Raw genomic sequence first — 17,987 nt, forward strand, 5'->3', positions numbered from 1 at the left:
TTGCTTCTGGCTGCTTGCTGCTACTCGGACCCGATGACGCTGAGCCGGTGGCTCAGTGGGTCTCGGGGCGGAGGACCTTGGTCCGGAGGACCGACTCGTTCAGGTTCATCTGTCGGTCGAGCTCCTTGACGACCGCAGGCTCGGCCTGGAGGTCGATGACCGAGTAGATGCCCTCGGGCTTCTTCTTGATCTCGTAAGAGAGACGACGACGGCCCCAGGTGTCGACCTTCTCGACCTTTCCGTTGCCCTCACGGACGACGGAGAGGAAGTTCTCGATCAGCGGGGAGACAGCGCGCTCCTCGAGATCGGGGTCGAGGATGACCATCACCTCGTAGTGACGCATGTGGAACCCACCTCCTTTGGACTCAGCGGCCACGGTCGTTCCGTGGCAGGAGGGTCGTGATGCGTGAGCAACGGTATCGGCCGCCACTGACAATCCGGCTCGTCGGACGAGAGGATCGTGTTCTGGCCTGGGCAGACACCGGTGCAGACCGTACAGACTACCCGCCCGGTGGCTTCCTGTTGAAATCCTGCCGCCTGCGGGCGCAATCTGTACACATCGGGTGTGCGCGGCGCTACGATGCGCCGCCTCCGGCAAGGCCAGGAGGTGCCAGATGGCACAGGCAATGCGACCGAACCCCTCCACATCGCTTTTCTCGACGGACGGGAAGCCTCATCCGCTTCAGGACACTCTGATGGTGGTGACGGTGGCGCTGGGGCTTCTCGCCTTCGTCACGGCGTTCTTCCACCAGTTGCATCTGATCAGTTCGTGGGCGGGGCTGGTGGGGATCCTGACGGGTGCGTACGGGCAGTTCATCTCCGTGACGACGCGCGAGCGGTTCCTGCTGATCATCGGGCTGGGCGCCTCGGCGGTCGGCTTCTTCCTCGGTATGGCGCACGGCGGTCTGTTCGGCGGGGTCATCGGGTAGACCTCTCCTACCGGCCGGGCCCGGCCCCGGTCCCGGCCCCGCACTTTCCCGGTCGGCTCCGGCCGACGCCCAGACGGGGCGCTCCATCGGCGCAGTAGGCTTCGGCGCGAGAGCCGGAGCCCCTGTATCGATGGGGACACACCTGCCGAGGAGCGCCCCGTATGAGTCTGACCCTGAGGACCATCAGCCGTGAGCAGCATCTGGCGTATATCCAGAGTCTGCCGGCGGCGAGTCATTGCCAGGTCCCGGCGTGGGCTGACGTGAAGACGGAGTGGCGCTCCGAGAACCTGGGCTGGTTCGACAAGAACGGTGAACTGGTCGGCGCGGGGCTGGTGCTGTATCGGCAACTGCCGAAGATCAAGCGCTATCTGGCGTATCTGCCCGAGGGTCCGGTGCTGAATTGGTATGCGCCGAATCTGGACGAGTGGATGCAGCCGATGCTGGCCCATCTGAAGCATCAGGGTGCTTTCTCGGTGAAGATGGGGCCGCCGGTGGTGATCCGCCGATGGAATGCCGCGGCGATCAAGTCGGGTATTCAGGATCCGGATGTGAAGCGCCTGCGTGATGTCGAGGCGTCGCACATCGAGCCGCGCGCCTTCGAGGTGTCGGACCGGCTGCGCAAGATGGGGTGGCAGCAGGGGGAGGACGGGGGCGCGGGGTTCGGCGACGTCCAGCCGCGTTATGTCTTCCAGGTGCCTTTGGCCAACCGTTCGCTGGACGATGTGCTGAAGGGGTTCAATCAGCTGTGGCGGCGCAACATCAAGAAGGCCGAGAAGGCCGGCGTCGATGTGGTGCAGGGCAGTTACGAGGATCTCGGTGAGTGGCAGCGGTTGTACGAGATCACGGCGGAGCGGGATCATTTCCGGCCGCGGCCGTTGTCGTACTTCCAGCGCATGTGGAGTGTGCTGAACACCGAGGACCCGAATCGGATGCGTCTGTATTTCGCGCGTCACGAGGGTGAGAACGTGGCGGCGGCGACGATGCTGATCGTCGGGGGTCACGTCTGGTATTCGTACGGCGCTTCGGCGAATCACAAGCGCGAGGTGCGGCCTTCGAACGCGATGCAGTGGCGGATGCTGCGGGACGCCTATGCGATGGGCGCGACGGTGTACGACCTGCGCGGTATCTCCGACTCGCTCGACGAGACCGATCATCTTTTCGGTCTGATCCAGTTCAAGGTGGGCACCGGCGGGGAGGCCGTCGAGTACATCGGGGAATGGGATTTCCCGCTGAACAAGCTGCTCCACAAGGCGCTCGACATGTACATGTCCCGCCGCTGATCAGTCGGCCGACCGGTCGGCCGACCGGTTGAGGTGCCGCTGGAGGTTTCCGGCGGCGGTGCGGAGCGGATCCTTCTGACAGGGAACTCCCACCCGCACGACGATTCATATTCTTATCACCGCAGCACTCTGATACACCGCAGCCGAGAGAAAGGTTCCGGACCGGCAATGGCGCTCTCCCTCTACGTCGACACCGCGCGCTGGCGGGCGCACCAGAAGTCGGTCATCGAGCAGTTCCCGGGGCTGGTCCCGGTCTGCAAGGGCAATGGCTACGGCTTCAGTCATGAACGTCTCTCCGACGAGACCACGCGGTTCGGCTCCGACATGCTGGCCGTGGGCACGATTTACGAGGCCGCCCGCATAAAGGACTGGTTCAGCGGCGATCTGCTGGTGCTCACCCCCTTCCGGCGGGGTGAGGAGCCGGTGCCGCTGCCGGACCGGGTGGTGCGCTCGGTCTCGTCCGTCGACGGCGTGTACGCCCTGGTGGGTGCCCGTGTGGTCATCGAGTGCATGAGCTCGATGAAGCGCCACGGGGTGAAGGAGGAGGAGCTGGGTCAGCTCCACGCCGCCATAGAGGACGTACGGCTGGAGGGCTTCGCCCTGCACCTTCCGCTGGACCGTACGGACGGTTCCGACGCGGTCGAGGAAGTCATCGCGTGGATGGACCGGCTGCGCGCCGCCCGGCTTCCGCTGCACACGATGTTCGTGAGCCACCTCGCGGCGTCCGAGCTGGCGCGGCTTCAGCAGCAGTTCCCGCAGACCCGTTTCCGCGCGCGGATCGGCACGCGGCTGTGGCTGGGCGACCACGAGGCGACCGAGTACCGGGGTTCGGTGCTGGACGTGACGCGGGTCGCCAAGGGGGACCGGTTCGGTTACCGGCAGCAGAAGGCCGCGTCCGACGGCTGGCTGGTGGTCGTGGCGGGGGGCACGTCGCACGGCGTCGGCTTGGAGGCCCCGAAGGCGCTGCACGGGGTGATGCCGCGGGCGAAGGGGGTCGCCCGGGCGGGGCTGGCGACGGTGAACCGGAACCTGTCCCCGTTCGTCTGGGACGGCAAGCAGCGCTGGTTCGCGGAGCCGCCGCACATGCAGGTGTCGATCCTGTTCGTGCCGTCGGACGCGCAGGAGCCGAGGGTCGGAGATGAACTGGTGGCGCATCTGCGCCATACGACGACGCAGTTCGACCGGCTGGTGGACCGCTGACGCGCCGGACACGCGGCACGCCCGTAACGGTGCGGGACCGTAGCGCCGTCAGGGCTTTGGAGCCGTAACGCCGTACGGCCGAAACGGGTGAAGGCGCCGCCTCGCGCGAGGTGGCGCCTTCACCCGTTTCCCGGAGGCGATCAGCCGAAGTCGGGGGATCGTTCCTGGGTGGCCGGCAGGCTCTTGCGGACCCCCCATTCGAGCCTGACCCCGCCGAAGTGGGTGGCGGGCGTCCCGGCGGGCTCCGGTGCGGCCCTGCCGAGGACGAAACGGTCCTCCGCGCCGTCCAGGACGCCGCCGGAGGGGTCGTCCGAGCCGTCGGTGCGCACGCCGTCCCGTTCGGGCAGGAGGATGTCCCGTACGACCAGGGCGCAGAGGTAGAGCGTGCCGAGCAGATGCAGGGCGATGGCGAGCTGGTAGCCCTCGGCGGGCAGCCCCTTGTGGGCGTCGCCGCTGGTCGTGTACGCGAGGTACATCCAGATCCCGAGGTAGTACATGACCTCGCAGGCCTGCCAGACGAGGAAGTCGCGCCAGCGGGGGCGGGCCAGCGCGGCGAGCGGGATCAGCCAGAGGACGTACTGCGGCGAGTAGACCTTGTTGGTGAGGATGAACGCGGCGACGACGAGGAAGGCGAGCTGGGCGAAGCGCGGCCTGCGGGGCGCGGTGAGGGCGAGGGCGCCGATGCCCGCGCAGGCCAGCACCATGAGGATCATGGCGTACGTGTTGACCGTGCCGACATCGATCGACCGGCCGGTGCGCTGCGTGATGATCAGCCAGAAGGAGCCGAAGTCGATCTGCCGTTCCTGGCTGAAGGTGTAGAACTTCTTCCACCCTTCGGGGGCGAGCAGCATCACCGGCAGGTTCACCGCCAGCCAGGCACCGGCGGCGCCCAGGAGGGCCGTGCCGTACGCGCGGTAGCGTCCGGCGCGCCAGCACAGGACGAGCAGGGGCCCCAGGAGGAGTGCGGGGTAGAGCTTGGCGGCGGTGGCGAGCCCGATGAGGATGCCGAAGGCGAGGGCACGGCCGCGGGACCACATGAGCATGGCGGCGGCGGTGAGTGCGACGGCCAGCAGGTCCCAGTTGATGGTGGCCGTGAGGGCGAGGGCGGGCGCCAGGGCGACGAGGAGGGCATCCCACGGGCGGCGGCGGTGGGTGCGGGCGACGCAGACGGCGATGACCGTGGCGCAGATCATGAGCATGCCCGCGTTGACCATCCAGTACATCTGCTCGCGGTACTGGATGGAGCCGCCCGGGGTGAGCCAGGAGGCGACCTCCATGAAGAGGCCGGTCAGGACGGGGTACTCCAGGTACTGCATGTCGCCGCTGAGCCGGTCGAAGTACGGCACGAGGTTGTCGGCGAAGCCGCGCCCGAGGAAGAGGTGCGGGATGTCCGAGTAGCAGGCGCGGGTGTACTGGGAGCTGGCGCCGCGGAACCACGCCCAGTTGTAGCAGGGCATCTTCTGCACCATGCCGAGTGCGAACATGCCGATCGCCACCAGTGCGACGACGCGGACGGGGGAGAGCCGCCCGCTGCCCGGCCAGGCCCAGCGTCCGGCGGGTCCGCCGATCAGCTCGCTGCCGGCCGTGGCGATCTCGTCCCGCCGGGTGGGCGCCACGTCCGGCCGGTCCTGGTGCACGGTTGTCTCTTCTGAGCTCGGCATGGCGCCCATCCTGCCGTATACCGCTGTGGACGGGGCGAGGGCCGCCGCACCGTACGTACATGGAGCTGTACGTGTCCGGTGCGACGGCCCTCGCGGGTGTCGCGTACATGTCCCCGGCCTGTCGTGACGGCCGTGCGGTGGCGCCCCGGGGTTAGCGGGCCCCGGGGCCCCGGGGCGGATCAGCCTCTCTGACCTGCGAAGAAGCCGGTGTCCTGGGACTGTTCGTCGCTCGGTGAGGCCGAGGGGCTCTCCTGGTTGCCGCCTCCTCCGCCGCCTCCGCCGTTGCTGTTGCCCTGATTCGTGTTGCCCTGGTTGCCGTTGCCCTGGTTGGTATTGCCCTGGTTGGTATTGCCCTGGTCGGCACATCCGAAGATGTTGGTGCACTCCTCGGAGTCGCCGCTCGGGCTCTCGGACGGGTCCTCGGACGGGCTCTCGGAAACGCTCTCGGACGGGTCCTCGGACGGGCTCTCGGACACGCTCTCGGACTCGGTCGGCTCCGGGGACTCGACGCCGCCGCCGTAGAAGTTCTCATCGCTGATCGGCTCGGGCTTGGGGAACTTCTCGACGGGCTTCCCCTTGAGGGCCTCCGTCATGTAGTCCTTCCAGATCTGGGCGGGGAACGAGTTGCCGTGGATCTTGTCCTCGCCACCCGTGCCGAACATCTTCTCGAACTGGCGGTTCGTGTTCTTCGCGTCGTCGTCCATCCGGTACATGTCGATGGCGGTGGAGAGCTGCGGCGTGTACCCCACGAACCAGGCCGACTTGTTGCCGTCGGTGGTACCGGTCTTGCCGGCGGCGTCGCGGTCGGGGAGCTTCGCGGTGATTCCGGTGCCCTTGTCGACCACCGACTTCAGCACGTCGGTGACGTTGTCCGCGACCGCGGCGGGGAAGGCGCTGGTCGCCGTCGCCTTGTGCTGGTAAATGGTCTTGCCGCCCTTCAGCACCCGGTCGACGGAGTACGGGTCGCGCTGCTTGCCGCTGGTCGCGAAGGTCGCGTAGGAGCCGGCCATCCGGATGGCGCTGGGGTCGGAGATACCGAGCGAGAAGGACGGCACATTGGACTTGCTGAGGGAGTCCGGACGCAGACCGGCGTTGATGGCGGCCTGGCGCACCTGGGGGATGCCGACGTCCATGCCGAGCTGCACGTAGGGCGAGTTGGCGGACTCCTGCATGGCCTCCCGCAGGTTCATGTCGCCGTAATCTTTATCGCCGTCGTTGGTCTGGAGCCACTCCTTGTCCTCTTCGTTGGTCCAGATCGAGCCGTCGTAATTCTTGATCTTCAGCTTGTTGTCGCCGTTGTAGATGGCCTTGTCGGGCGCGATCCGTGTCCGCTGCTCGTTGGTCTGGTCCGGGGGGAGCTTGGGGTCGCGCACGCCGTTTTCCATGGCCGCGGCCAGGACGAACGGCTTGAAGGTCGAGCCGACCTGGGCACCGGTCTGGTCGGCGTTGTTGGTGAAGTGCTTGGTGGCGTCCTCGCCGCCGTAGATCGCGACGATCTTTCCTGTGGCGGGTTCGACGGAGGCGCCGCCGAACTGGACGTGGGTGTCGGTCTCCGGACGCTTCTCGGGGTCGATCTTGGCGTCGTAGATCTTCTTGACCGACTTCTCCAGCGCTTCGACCCTCTTCTTGTTGAAGGTCGTGTGGATCTCGTACCCACCCGTGCTGAGGTCGTCCGCCGTGACGTCATCGTTGTTGTTGATGAAGTTCGCCTTGGCGAGGTCGACCAGGTACCCGACCTGTCCGCCGAGCTCGTCGGACTTCTTCGGCGGGTCGGGCATCGGGAACTCGGTGTACGTGGCGCGCTCGGACGCGTCGAGGCGCCCGTCCTTCACCATCCCGTTGAGGATCGACTCCCAACGGATCTTGGCGCGCCGCGTGTTGCCCTCGGCGGTGGCGTTCGGGTTGAGCTCGGTGGCGCCGGCCGGGTCGTAGAGGGTCGCGCCCTTGAGCAGCGAGGCGAGGAAGGCGCACTCGCTCGCGTTGAGGTCCTTGGCGTCCTTGCCGTAGTAGGTACGGGACGCGGCCTGGATGCCCCAGGCGCCGCGTCCGTAGTACGACGTGTTCAGGTACCCCGCCATGATCTCGTCTTTGTCCATGTCGGTGCCGACCCGCATGGCGATGAAGAGTTCCTTGAACTTACGGCTGAAGGTCTGGCTCTGGTCGCCCAGCCGGGCGTTCTTCACGTACTGCTGGGTGATGGTGGAGCCACCCTGCGTGTCGCCGCCCATGGCCATGTTGAACACGGCGCGGCCCATGCCCTTGAAGTCGACGCCGGGGTCGTCGTAGAAGGTCTTGTTCTCGGCCGAGACGACCGCGTTCTGCATCGCCTTGGGGATCTCGGTGATGTTGATGATCTGCCGGTTGACCGCGCCGTCGGCGGAGGCCATCTGGGTTCCGTCGTCCCAGTAGTAGACGTTCTTCTGGGCCTCGGACGCCTTGTTGACGTCGGGAACCTCGACCATGGCGTACGCGACGGTCCCGGCGGCCAGGACGCCACCGACGAAGGCGATGGTGAGCCCGGTGGTCTGCTTCCAGGAGGGCACCCAGCGGCGCCACCCGTACTTGTTCTGACGCGGGTAGTCGATCAGCCGCTTCTTGTACGGCTCGGCACGGCCGTGCCCGTCGTCCCCGCGCCGACGCCCGCCCCGCTGGGCCGCGCGTCTGGCCTCGGCACGGCCGCCGTAGGCGGTCTCCTCCTCGTACGGCTCGGCGTGGGAGACCGTGGTCTCTCGTGACGGGGCTGCACGGCGACCGGACGGCTGCTGGGCCGCACGCCTGGACGCAGCACGGCCGCCACCTTGTGGCTGCGGTGGTTTGCGACGGTGCTCGCTCATCGAACGACTACTCCTCGGGCAGGCGCATACGCCTGGAAGCGGCAGTTGGGTTCCGGTCCCCCGAAATGAATACGGACCGGCCCGGCATAGGGCTCATCCGACATGCATCCGGTGAGCCGTCAGTCTGGACGCTCAGGGGCGTCGCTGGGTTCCCGGTGGTCTGCATGCCGCACAGACTACGCACGGTCAAAACCCTCCGAGAGCTGAAGTTCACCCTAAATCAGGCAAGTTGCATCATGAGAATCGGGGATGTGACGCCGTTCACTAAGGCCCCCCTTGTCCCTACCGGCTCTCCGTTCTATCGTCGGGATGTATCGAGTCGATACATCGGTACGGCATAAGAGTCCGGGACGGTGTCCTGGACCGTGGAGGAGGCGAGGGTGAGCAGACGCTCGGGCATCCTTGAGTTCGCTGTCCTCGGCCTGCTCCGCGAGTCCCCTATGCACGGCTATGAGCTGCGAAAACGGCTCAACACCTCGCTGGGGATCTTCCGTGCCTTCAGTTACGGGACGCTCTATCCCTGCCTCAAGACGCTGGTCGCCAACGGTTGGTTGATCGAGGAGCCGGGCAGCGCCCCGGAGGACGCGCTCGCCGCCTCGCTCGCGGGGCGCCGGGCCAAGATCGTCTATCGGCTGACGTCCGACGGCAAGGAGCACTTCGAGGAGCTGTTGTCGCACACCGGTCCCGACGCCTGGGAGGACGAGCACTTCGCTGCTCGGTTCGCCTTCTTCGGGCAGACGGAGCGTGAGGTGCGCATGCGGGTCCTCGAAGGCCGTCGCAGCAGGCTGGAGGAGCGTCTGGAGAAGATGCGCGCCTCTCTGGCCCGTACCCGTGAGCGGCTCGACGACTACACGCTCGAGCTGCAGCGCCACGGCATGGAGTCCGTGGAGCGCGAGGTGCGCTGGCTGAACGAGCTGATCGAGAGCGAGCGGGCAGGGCGGGATCAGATGCGGTCCGGCCCCGAGGACCCCGCCGAGCCGGAAGGCACATCCGGAGAAGCTGACGGCCTGCCCCGGCACCGGGACGCCGCGTCTCCCGGGGGCATGCCCCCGGGACGTCCAGGACCGCCGGATCCGTCCGCGGACCCCACCAAGTGAGGTCCTGCACCTCCGCAGGACCTCATCACGAACACTGATCACACAGGGAGCAACCGCAATGGGTTCGGTTCGCGTAGCCATCGTCGGTGTGGGCAACTGCGCCGCCTCGCTGGTGCAGGGTGTCGAGTACTACAAGGACGCCGACCCGGCGGGCAAGGTACCGGGTCTGATGCACGTCCAGTTCGGCGACTACCACGTACGGGACATCGAGTTCGTGGCCGCGTTCGACGTGGACGCGAAGAAGGTCGGTCTCGACCTCTCGGACGCCATCGGTGCCAGCGAGAACAACACCATCAAGATCTGCGACGTGCCCTCCACGGGCGTCACGGTCCAGCGCGGCCACACCCTCGACGGTCTGGGCAAGTACTACCGCCAGACGATCGAGGAGTCCCCCGAGGCCCCCGCCGACATCGTCCAGACCCTCAAGGACCAGCAGGTCGACGTCCTGGTCTGCTACCTGCCCGTGGGCTCCGATGACGCCGCGAAGTACTACGCGCAGTGCGCCATCGACGCCAAGGTCGCCTTCGTCAACGCCCTCCCGGTCTTCATCGCCGGCACGAAGGAGTGGGCGGACAAGTTCACCGAGGCCGGTGTCCCGATCGTCGGTGACGACATCAAGTCGCAGGTCGGCGCCACGATCACGCACCGCGTCATGGCGAAGCTCTTCGAGGACCGGGGCGTCGTCCTGGACCGCACGATGCAGCTCAACGTCGGCGGCAACATGGACTTCAAGAACATGCTGGAGCGTGAGCGCCTGGAGTCCAAGAAGATCTCCAAGACGCAGGCCGTCACCTCTCAGATCCCCGACCGCGATCTCGGCGCCGACAACGTGCACATCGGCCCGTCGGACTACGTGGCCTGGCTCGACGACCGCAAGTGGGCCTACGTCCGTCTCGAAGGCCGCGCCTTCGGCGACGTCCCGCTGAACCTGGAGTACAAGCTGGAGGTCTGGGACTCCCCGAACTCCGCGGGCGTCATCATCGACGCGGTGCGCGCCGCGAAGATCGCCAAGGACCGCGGCATCGGCGGCCCGATCCTCTCGGCTTCGTCGTACTTCATGAAGTCCCCGCCGGTGCAGTACTTCGACGACGAGGCGCGGGCGAACGTCGAGAAGTTCATCGCGGGCGAGGTGGAGCGCTGACAGCCGCGCCATTTGCGCCGGTCGTCGAGCGCTGACACCCGCACGGGTCTCGGCGCGCGGGGCGACGGCGGCAAGTACGCCCCTCGCGGGGCCGTACGAGAAGGGGCACCGGACCGCTGGGTCCGGTGCCCCTCTCGCATGGGCCGCAGGGCCGTATGTGACGCTGGCCCACATGCCTGTCGTACGGGATCTGCGCGTACTCCTGCGTCTCAGGAACTTCCGCCGGCTGCTCGCCGTCCGGCTGCTCTCCCAGGCGGCGGACGGTGTCTTCCAGGTCGCGCTCGCCGCGTACGTCGTCTTCTCCCCCGAGAAGCAGACCTCACCCGCCGCGATCGCCTCCGCGATGGCCGTCCTGCTGCTGCCCTACTCGCTGGTCGGCCCGTTCGCCGGAGTGTTCCTCGACCGCTGGCAGCGCCGCCAGATCTTCCTGTACGGGAACCTGCTGCGCGCCCTGCTGGCAGGGTGCACCGCCCTGCTGATCCTGGCGTCGGTGCCCGACTGGCTCTTCTACGCCTCGGCGCTCTCGGTGACCGCCGTCAACCGGTTCGTGCTCGCCGGACTCTCGGCCGCCCTGCCCCGGGTCGTCGACGAGGAGCGCCTCGTCCTGGCGAATTCACTCTCCCCCACCGCCGGCACCCTCGCCGCGACCGCGGGCGGCGGGCTCGCCCTCGTCGTCCGGCTGACCGCGTCCGACTCGGATGCCGCGGTGATGCTGCTGGGCGCTGTCCTCTACATCTGCTCGGCGCTCACCTCGCTGCTGCTGGCGCGCGAGCTGCTCGGCCCCGAGCGGGCCTCCGTACCACCCCGGCTGGGGGCCGCACTCGCCTCGACCGCGCGCGGGCTCGCCGACGGAGTGCGCCATCTCTCCGAGCGGCGCTCTGCGGCGGGCGCGCTGGCCGCCATGACCGTGATGCGCTTCTGCTACGGATCGCTGACGGTGATGGTGCTGATGCTCTGCCGCTACGCCTGGACGGACCAGGAGTCCGACGGGCTGGCGCTGCTCGGGCTCGCCCTCGGAATCTCCGGAGCGGGGTTCTTCACCGCGGCGCTCGTCACCCCGTGGACGGTGGGGCGGCTCGGGGCGGCCGGGTGGATGGCGCTCTGCGCGGCCGCGGCGGCGGTGCTCGAACCGGCGCTCGGGCTGCCCTTCGCACCCGTTCCCCTGATGATCGCCGCATTCCTTCTCGGCCTGATCACCCAAGGCGCGAAGATCGCCACCGACACCGTGGTGCAGACAGCGGTGGACGACGCCTTCCGCGGCCGGGTCTTCTCCCTCTACGACGTTCTGTTCAATGTCGCCTTCGTCGGGGCCGCCGCGGTGGCGGCACTGATGCTGCCACCGGACGGTCGGTCCGCGCCCCTGGTGGTGATGGTCGCGCTTCTCTACGCGGCCGTCGCCGTGGGGCTGATACGCGGGAGGCGGTGTTTCACGTGAAACACCGCCTCCGGAGGGATCGCGCGCGAGTCATGTTTCACGTGAAACATCGCCCGCGCCCCATCAGCTCTGCGCCGCCCACCACTCCTTGAGAGCGGCGACGGCGGCATCCCGCTCCATCGGACCATTCTCCAGCCGCAGCTCCAGCAGGAAGCCGTACGCTCGGCCGATCACCGGCCCGGGGCCGACGCCCAGGATCTCCATGATCTGGTTGCCGTCCAGGTCCGGCCTGATCGCGTCGAGCTGCTCCTGCTCCTGAAGCTGAGCGATGCGCTCCTCCAGCCCGTCATAGGCGCGGGAGAGCGCATTCGCCTTGCGCTTGTTGCGGGTCGTGCAGTCGGAACGGGTCAGCTTGTGGAGCCGATCCAGGAGCGGGCCCGCGTCGCGCACGTACCGGCGGACCGCCGAGTCGGTCCATTCGCCCGTGCCGTAGCCGTGGAAGCGCAGATGCAGCTCGACCAGACGCGAGACGTCCTTCACCATCTCGTTGGAGTACTTGAGCGCCGTCATCCGCTTCTTGGTCATCTTCGCGCCCACCATCTCGTGGTGGTGGAAGGAGACCCGCCCGTCCTTCTCGAAGCGGCGGGTACGGGGCTTGCCGATGTCGTGCAGGAGCGCGGCCAGCCGCAGGACCAGGTCCGGGCCGTTCTCCTCCAGGTCGATGGCCTGCTCCAGGACCGTCAGCGAGTGCTCGTAGACATCCTTGTGCCGGTGGTGCTCGTCGCTCTCCAGCCGCAGGGCCGGCAGCTCGGGCAGAATCCGGTCGGCGAGCCCGGTCTCGACGAGCAGCGCCAGCCCCTGGCGCGGGCGCGGCGCGAGGATCAGCTTGTTCAGCTCGTCCCGGACCCGCTCGGCGGAGACGATCTCGATACGTCCGGACATGTCCTTCATGGCCGCGACGACATCCGGGGCCACTTCGAAGTCCAGCTGCGCGGCGAAGCGCGCCGCCCGCAGCATGCGCAGCGGATCGTCGGAGAAGGACTCCTGCGGCGTGCCGGGCGTGCGCAGCACCTGGGCCGCGAGGTCCTCCAGCCCGCCGTGCGGATCGATGAACTCCTTCTGGGGGAGAGCCACGGCCATGGCGTTGACCGTGAAGTCCCGGCGTACGAGGTCCTCCTCGATGGAGTCGCCGTAGGACACCTCGGGTTTGCGTGACGTACGGTCGTAGGCTTCCGAGCGGTACGTGGTGACCTCGATCTGGAAGCGCTGGTCCACGTCCCCGACGCGGGCGTCCTTCTGGCAGCCGACCGTCCCGAAAGCGATCCCGACCTCCCACACCGCGTCCGCCCAGGGCCGGACGATCTTCAGCACGTCCTCGGGGCGGGCGTCCGTCGTGAAGTCCAGGTCGTTGCCGAGCCTGCCCAGCAGGGCGTCCCTGACCGAGCCTCCGACCAGGGCGAGACCGAATCCGGCTTCCTGGAAGCGGCGCGCGAGTTCGTCGGCGACGGGGGACACCCGCAGCAGTTCGCTGACCGCGCGGCGCTGCACCTGGCTGAGTGCACTGGGGTTGTCTTCATTGGCTTTCGGCACAACAGAAAAGGGTACGTGCCATGACTCATCCGGTCGTCCTCGTTTCGGGCACCCCCTCCGATTCACGGGTTTCCGGCAGCGCATGAGATTCTTCCGATCATGTGGAGCAGTCCCCAGCACTTCGCCACAGCGCACATCGTTACCATGCGTGGACGCAGGAACCGACAACCACCGACGGCAGCAGACGATGACGAGGGACGGGCGAGCGCGTGGCGGAGGCGGCAGACTTCCAGGGGACGGGTCATTCTCCTGCCCGCCGATGGCTGCGGCGCACAGCCTCCCTCCTCGCCGGGGTACCACTCATGGCGAGCCTGCTGGCCGGTACGACGGCTCCGACGGCCCAGGCCGCGACACAGGCCACCGGGGGCCGGACGGTGCGTGTGGCGCTCGACACATTGGCGCCCAGTGCCCCGGTGAAGGGTGACACGCTCACCATTTCCGGGACGGTGACCAACGAAGGCAAGAGTCCCGTCGCCAATGCCCAGATAGACCTGCGGGTCGGGCCGCGGATGGCCGGCCGGACCGCCATCGACGACGCTGCGGCGCGCTCCGGCCTCTCGGGGGACGTGGCCCCGATCGGCGGGCCGTACAAGGTGGTCATCCCCCGGCTCCCGGCCGGGATCCCGCAGGATTTCGCCCTGTCCGTACCCGTCAGCAAGCTGGGACTCGACGAGGACGGTGTCTACCAGCTCGGCGTCTCGGTGACGGGAAAGACCTCGACCGCCCAGTACGACCACGTGCTGGGCATCCAGCGCACCTTCCTCCCCTGGCAGCCGGACGGCACGGACAAGAAGACCCAGCTCACCGCGGTGTGGCCGCTGATCTCCGCCACGCACCTCTCCGCCGAGACCGGGCGGGACGATCAGCAGACCCCTGTCTTCGAGAACGACGACCTGGCGGAGGAGCTGGCGTCGGGTGGCCGACTGGAGCAGATGGTCTCCCTCGGCAGTCAGCTACCGGTGACCTGGGTGATCGATCCGGATCTGATCGCCACCGCCGACGCGATGACCAGGAACTACAGCGTCAGAAGCGGTGACACGACGGTGCCGGGCCGGAACCAGGCCGTGGCGGTCAAGTGGCTCGACTCGCTGGAGAAGGCGGTCAAGGACAGCAAGGTCGTCGCGCTGCCCTTCGCCGACCCGGACCTGGCATCGCTCGCGCACCGCGGCAAGAGCGTCTCCGGGGCGCTCAGCCATCTCCAGCCGGCCACCGACGTGGCCGACGACACCGTGGAGACCATCCTCCACGTCAAGCCGTCCGTGGACTTCGCCTGGCCGGTGGACGGCGCGATCGATCCGTCGATCGTCGATGTGGCGACCTCGGCGGGCGCCGACAAGGTCATCACCCGCAGCGACAGCCTCCAGGACAACCTCTCGTACACCCCGAACGCCGCCCGGCCGATCGGCGGCGGCACGACGGCCGTCGTCTCGGACTACCGGCTCTCGACCGCCTTCCAGGGCGACATGTCGGCGTCGAGCAGCTCCACTCTCGCCGTCCAGAAGTTCCTCGCCCAGTCGCTGGCCGTGACGCTCCAGGAGCCCGGGAACGAACGCAACGTCGTGGTCGCCCCCCAGCGGACGCCGACAGCGGCCCAGGCGCAGTCGATGGCACGCGCGCTGCGCGCCCTGGAGCCCGAGCGCTGGACGGAGCCGACGGACCTGATCGCGGCGTCGGCGGTCGGCCCGGACGCGGACGCCAGCACGAAGGTGCCGAGCGCGGCCCGCTACCCGAAGAAGCTGCGTGCCCAGGAGCTGCACACCCGCACGTTCCTCGACATCAAGAACACGCAGGACCGCTTCGACAAGTTCCAGGCCATCCTCACCGCACCGGACCGGGTCGCCGCCCCCTTCGGCAACGCGATCAGCCGGGCGATGTCGACATCCTGGCGCGGTGACCCGAGCGGCGCCGAGCAGTACCGGGACACGGTCGACACGTATCTGCAGAGCCTCACCGACGAGGTACGGCTCATCCCCAAGTCCGTGCTCACCCTGTCCGGGCGCAGCGCGACCATTCCGGTGACCGTCCAGAACCAGCTGCTCCAGGGCGTCCAGAACCTGGTGCTGCGCCTGAAGTCGGACAACCCGACCCGGCTGAAGCTCGACGGCGATCTGGCGGTCGCGGAGCGGCCGATCAAGATCGACGGCGGGCACAGTCAGTCGGTGAAGTTCACCGGCGCAGGCAACGCCAACGGCCCGGTCCAGGTGACCGCCCAGCTCTACACGGTGGACGGCAAGCTGTACGGCGGCCCGATGACCTTCCAGGTGAAGGTCTCCGAGATCACCCCCACCGTGATGCTCGTCATCGCGGGCGGTGTGCTGCTGCTGGTGCTCGCCGGGGTGAAGATGTACAGCCAGCGCAAGCGGGCCGTGGCGCGCAAGGCGGGCGCCGGGCCCGCGGACGGTGACGGCGAGAGCGGCGGCGACGGCGAGGGCCCACAGGGCGGCAACGGCGACGGTGACCGGGACGGCCGGGACGATCGGAGCGCCACCGGCCCGGACACCACGGGGCCCGTTCCTCCCGGGCCGTCGTCCCCGGCCGCACCGGACGCCACCGGGGACACGCACGGCACGAAGAACACGGCCGGCCCGAAGGCCGTCGAGGACACAGATCCCGGGCAGCCGAGTGACCCGACACCGGACACCGGTCCGGAAAGCGCGGACGCGTCGGGCGCGGGTGAGAAAGTGGACCGTTGAGCGATGTCGTGGCCGGTCGGCCGGGGACGATGAGGTGGGGTAACCATGAACGCGCCGTACGACGGTGACCGTGGGCCGGGCACGGGCGGCGATCCGGCAGGCCAGGTCCCGCCGCCTCCGCCATCCGCCCAGGACCCGTATGTCCAGGACGCCTACGCACAGGACCCCTACTGGGCGCAGGACCTGTCCGCGCAGGACCCGGTGACCGAGGCGCTCTACGACCGCGCCTCGCACCCGCCGCCGCCTCCGGGCACCTACCCGGACCACCAGGACCTGTACCGGCAGCCGCGCGCCCAGCAGCCCGCCCCGGATCCGCGGATCTGGGCGGGGACCCCGCCGCCCGAGCCCTCGGGCCCCTCCCGCCTCCTGCCGTACGGGGACGACGCCCGGACCACCCAGTTCACCGGCGTCGACGAGCTGGTCACCCGGGCCGGTGACGAGAGCCCGGCACCCGACGCCTTCGCCCACCTCTACCGGGACCAGCAGGCCACGGCGCAGGCCGTGGCGGCACCTGAGCCCGAGGCGGTGCCGGCGCCGGCACCCCCCAAGAAGTCGGGCGGCAAGGCCGCCGGTCTGCTCAGGTCCAGCGCGCTGATGGCCGCCGGCACCCTGGTGTCCCGGCTCACCGGCTTCGTACGGAGCCTGGTGATCACGGCCGCGCTGGGTGCGGCCCTCCTCGGCGACTCGTTCACCGTCGCGTACACCCTGCCGACGATGATCTACATCCTCACCGTCGGCGGCGGCCTCAACTCCGTCTTCGTACCGCAGCTCGTACGGGCGATGAAGAACGACGACGACGGTGGCGTCGCCTACGCCAACCGGCTGCTCACCCTCGTCATGGTCGCGCTCGGCGCGATCGTGGCGCTTGCGGTGTTCGCGGCGCCCCTGCTGATCCAGGCGATGTCGGACCCGATCGCCAGCGACGCCGCCGCCAACAACGTCGCCGTCACCTTCGCCCGCTACTGCCTGCCCACGATCTTCTTCATGGGTGTGCACGTGGTCATGGGCCAGATCCTCAACGCGCGCGGGAAGTTCGGCGCGATGATGTGGACCCCGGTCCTCAACAACATCGTCATGATCACCACGTTCGGCCTGTTCATCTGGGTGTACGGCACAGCGGCCGACTCCGGCATGACCGTGCAGACAATCCCGCCGGACGGTGTGCGGCTGCTCGGCATCGGCACGCTCCTCGGTCTCATCGTCCAGGCGCTCGCGATGATCCCCTACCTCAGGGAGACCGGGTTCCGGTTCCGCCCCCGGTTCGACTGGAAGGGCCACGGCCTCGGCAAGACGGTCAAGCTCGCCAAGTGGACGGTGCTGTTCGTCCTCGCCAACCAGGCGGGCGTCCTGGTCGTCACCCAGCTCGCGACCGCCGCGGGCAAGGAGTCCGGCACGGACGGCGCCGGCATCCTCGCCTACAGCAACGCCCAGCTCATCTGGGGCATGCCGCAGGCCATCATCACCGTCTCGGTCATGGCCGCCCTGCTGCCCCGGATCTCCCGCGCCGCCAGCGACGACGACCCGGGCGCGGTACGCGACGACATCTCCCAGGGGCTGCGCAACTCGGCGGTCGCGATCGTCCCGATCGCCTTCGGGTTCCTCGCCCTCGGAGTCCCGCTCTCCGTCCTGATGTTCTCGTCCAGCGGCCTGGAATCGGCGCGCTCCATGGGCTTCATCCTGATGGCGTTCGCCCTCGGTCTCATCCCGTACTCCGTGCAGTACGTCGTCCTGCGCGGCTTCTACGCCTACGAGGACACCCGGACGCCCTTCTACAACACGGTCATCGTCGCCGCGGTCAACGCCGCGGCCTCCGCCCTCGCCTATGTCCTGCTGCCCCCGCGCTGGGCCGTGGTCGGCATGGCGGCGGCGTACGGCCTGGCCTACGCCGTCGGTGTCGGCGTGGCCTGGCGCCGGCTGAAGAAGCGGCTGGGCGGCGATCTGGACGGCGGACGCGTCCTGCGGACGTACGCCCGGCTCTGCCTCGCCTCCGTCCCCGGCGCCCTCGCGGCCGGCGCGGTCGCCTACTTCGTACTGGAAGGCCTGGGCAGCACTGCCCTCGCCTCGGTCGTCGCGCTGATCGGCGGCGGCATCGTCCTGCTGGGGCTCTTCTTCGTCGCGGCGAAGAAGATGCGGATCGAGGAGATGAACGCCATGGTCGGCATGGTCCGAGGCCGCCTCGGACGGTGA

Annotated in this window: 12 protein-coding genes; 8 read left to right on the forward strand and 4 right to left on the reverse strand. The window is 68.5% G+C overall.

What is annotated here, in order from left to right; genetic code table 11:
• Window positions 1–52: 52 nt before the first annotated feature.
• The gene (gene rpsF / locus AB0P17_RS04525; RefSeq protein ID WP_006604399.1) at window positions 53–343 is read right to left on the reverse strand and encodes a 30S ribosomal protein S6; all 291 of its coding nucleotides are present in this window, start codon (window positions 341–343) and stop codon (window positions 53–55) included.
• Window positions 344–614: 271 nt separating this feature from the next.
• On the opposite strand from rpsF, the gene AB0P17_RS04530 reads away from it, so the two are divergent.
• From AB0P17_RS04530 to AB0P17_RS04540, 3 genes are all read left to right on the forward strand, one after another.
• Window positions 615–929 carry a hypothetical protein gene (locus AB0P17_RS04530; RefSeq protein ID WP_365807513.1) on the forward strand — a complete coding sequence of 105 codons (315 nt, stop codon included), beginning with the start codon at window positions 615–617 and terminating at the stop codon, window positions 927–929.
• Window positions 930–1,090: 161 nt separating this feature from the next.
• The gene (locus AB0P17_RS04535; protein ID WP_365807514.1) at window positions 1,091–2,209 is read left to right on the forward strand and encodes a peptidoglycan bridge formation glycyltransferase FemA/FemB family protein; all 1,119 of its coding nucleotides are present in this window, start codon (window positions 1,091–1,093) and stop codon (window positions 2,207–2,209) included.
• Between the two features lie 168 nt (window positions 2,210–2,377).
• Window positions 2,378–3,409, forward strand: a complete 1,032-nt coding sequence (locus tag AB0P17_RS04540; protein WP_365807516.1) for an alanine racemase — start codon at window positions 2,378–2,380, stop codon at window positions 3,407–3,409.
• A 140-nt stretch (window positions 3,410–3,549) separates the two neighbouring features.
• Here AB0P17_RS04540 and AB0P17_RS04545 read toward each other — a convergent pair whose 3' ends face one another.
• Both AB0P17_RS04545 and AB0P17_RS04550 read right to left on the reverse strand, forming a co-directional pair.
• Window positions 3,550–5,070, reverse strand: coding sequence for a glycosyltransferase 87 family protein (locus tag AB0P17_RS04545; protein WP_365807518.1), 1,521 nt, complete (start codon window positions 5,068–5,070; stop codon window positions 3,550–3,552).
• 179 nt (window positions 5,071–5,249) lie between these two features.
• Entirely contained in the window at window positions 5,250–7,904 is a 2,655-nt protein-coding gene (locus AB0P17_RS04550) for a transglycosylase domain-containing protein (RefSeq protein ID WP_365807520.1), read from the reverse strand.
• Window positions 7,905–8,284: 380 nt separating this feature from the next.
• On the opposite strand from AB0P17_RS04550, the gene AB0P17_RS04555 reads away from it, so the two are divergent.
• From AB0P17_RS04555 to AB0P17_RS04565, 3 genes are all read left to right on the forward strand, one after another.
• The gene (locus tag AB0P17_RS04555; protein ID WP_365807522.1) at window positions 8,285–9,001 is read left to right on the forward strand and encodes a helix-turn-helix transcriptional regulator; all 717 of its coding nucleotides are present in this window, start codon (window positions 8,285–8,287) and stop codon (window positions 8,999–9,001) included.
• A 58-nt stretch (window positions 9,002–9,059) separates the two neighbouring features.
• Window positions 9,060–10,142: an inositol-3-phosphate synthase gene (locus tag AB0P17_RS04560; protein WP_365807523.1), complete on the forward strand. Its 1,083-nt coding sequence runs from the start codon at window positions 9,060–9,062 to the stop codon at window positions 10,140–10,142.
• A 172-nt stretch (window positions 10,143–10,314) separates the two neighbouring features.
• Window positions 10,315–11,577, forward strand: coding sequence for an MFS transporter (locus AB0P17_RS04565; protein WP_365807525.1), 1,263 nt, complete (start codon window positions 10,315–10,317; stop codon window positions 11,575–11,577).
• Between the two features lie 63 nt (window positions 11,578–11,640).
• Here the strand turns inward: AB0P17_RS04565 and AB0P17_RS04570 are convergent, their stop codons facing one another.
• The gene (locus AB0P17_RS04570; RefSeq protein WP_365807526.1) at window positions 11,641–13,107 is read right to left on the reverse strand and encodes a CCA tRNA nucleotidyltransferase; all 1,467 of its coding nucleotides are present in this window, start codon (window positions 13,105–13,107) and stop codon (window positions 11,641–11,643) included.
• Window positions 13,108–13,316: 209 nt separating this feature from the next.
• On the opposite strand from AB0P17_RS04570, the gene AB0P17_RS04575 reads away from it, so the two are divergent.
• Together AB0P17_RS04575 and murJ are read left to right on the forward strand one after the other, a co-directional pair.
• A complete protein-coding gene (locus AB0P17_RS04575) occupies window positions 13,317–15,800 on the forward strand; it encodes a DUF6049 family protein (protein WP_365807528.1) in 2,484 nt (827 codons plus the stop codon).
• 45 nt (window positions 15,801–15,845) lie between these two features.
• The gene (murJ, locus tag AB0P17_RS04580; RefSeq protein WP_365807529.1) at window positions 15,846–17,987 is read left to right on the forward strand and encodes a murein biosynthesis integral membrane protein MurJ; all 2,142 of its coding nucleotides are present in this window, start codon (window positions 15,846–15,848) and stop codon (window positions 17,985–17,987) included.

Origin of the sequence: Streptomyces sp. NPDC088124 (genome assembly GCF_040685895.1) — a bacterium.
In the GTDB taxonomy this organism is placed as follows: domain Bacteria; phylum Actinomycetota; class Actinomycetes; order Streptomycetales; family Streptomycetaceae; genus Streptomyces.

Excerpts from the sequence above, each read along its gene's own strand:
- rpsF (WP_006604399.1), bottom strand. The coding sequence starts at position 343 with ATGCGTCACTACGAGGTGATGGTCATCCTCGACCCCGATCTCGAGGAG.
- AB0P17_RS04530 (WP_365807513.1), top strand. The coding sequence starts at position 615 with ATGGCACAGGCAATGCGACCGAACCCCTCCACATCGCTTTTCTCGACG.
- AB0P17_RS04535 (WP_365807514.1), top strand. The coding sequence starts at position 1,091 with ATGAGTCTGACCCTGAGGACCATCAGCCGTGAGCAGCATCTGGCGTAT.
- AB0P17_RS04540 (WP_365807516.1), top strand. The coding sequence starts at position 2,378 with ATGGCGCTCTCCCTCTACGTCGACACCGCGCGCTGGCGGGCGCACCAG.
- AB0P17_RS04545 (WP_365807518.1), bottom strand. The coding sequence starts at position 5,070 with ATGCCGAGCTCAGAAGAGACAACCGTGCACCAGGACCGGCCGGACGTG.
- AB0P17_RS04550 (WP_365807520.1), bottom strand. The coding sequence starts at position 7,904 with ATGAGCGAGCACCGTCGCAAACCACCGCAGCCACAAGGTGGCGGCCGT.
- AB0P17_RS04560 (WP_365807523.1), top strand. The coding sequence starts at position 9,060 with ATGGGTTCGGTTCGCGTAGCCATCGTCGGTGTGGGCAACTGCGCCGCC.
- AB0P17_RS04565 (WP_365807525.1), top strand. The coding sequence starts at position 10,315 with ATGCCTGTCGTACGGGATCTGCGCGTACTCCTGCGTCTCAGGAACTTC.
- murJ (WP_365807529.1), top strand. The coding sequence starts at position 15,846 with ATGAACGCGCCGTACGACGGTGACCGTGGGCCGGGCACGGGCGGCGAT.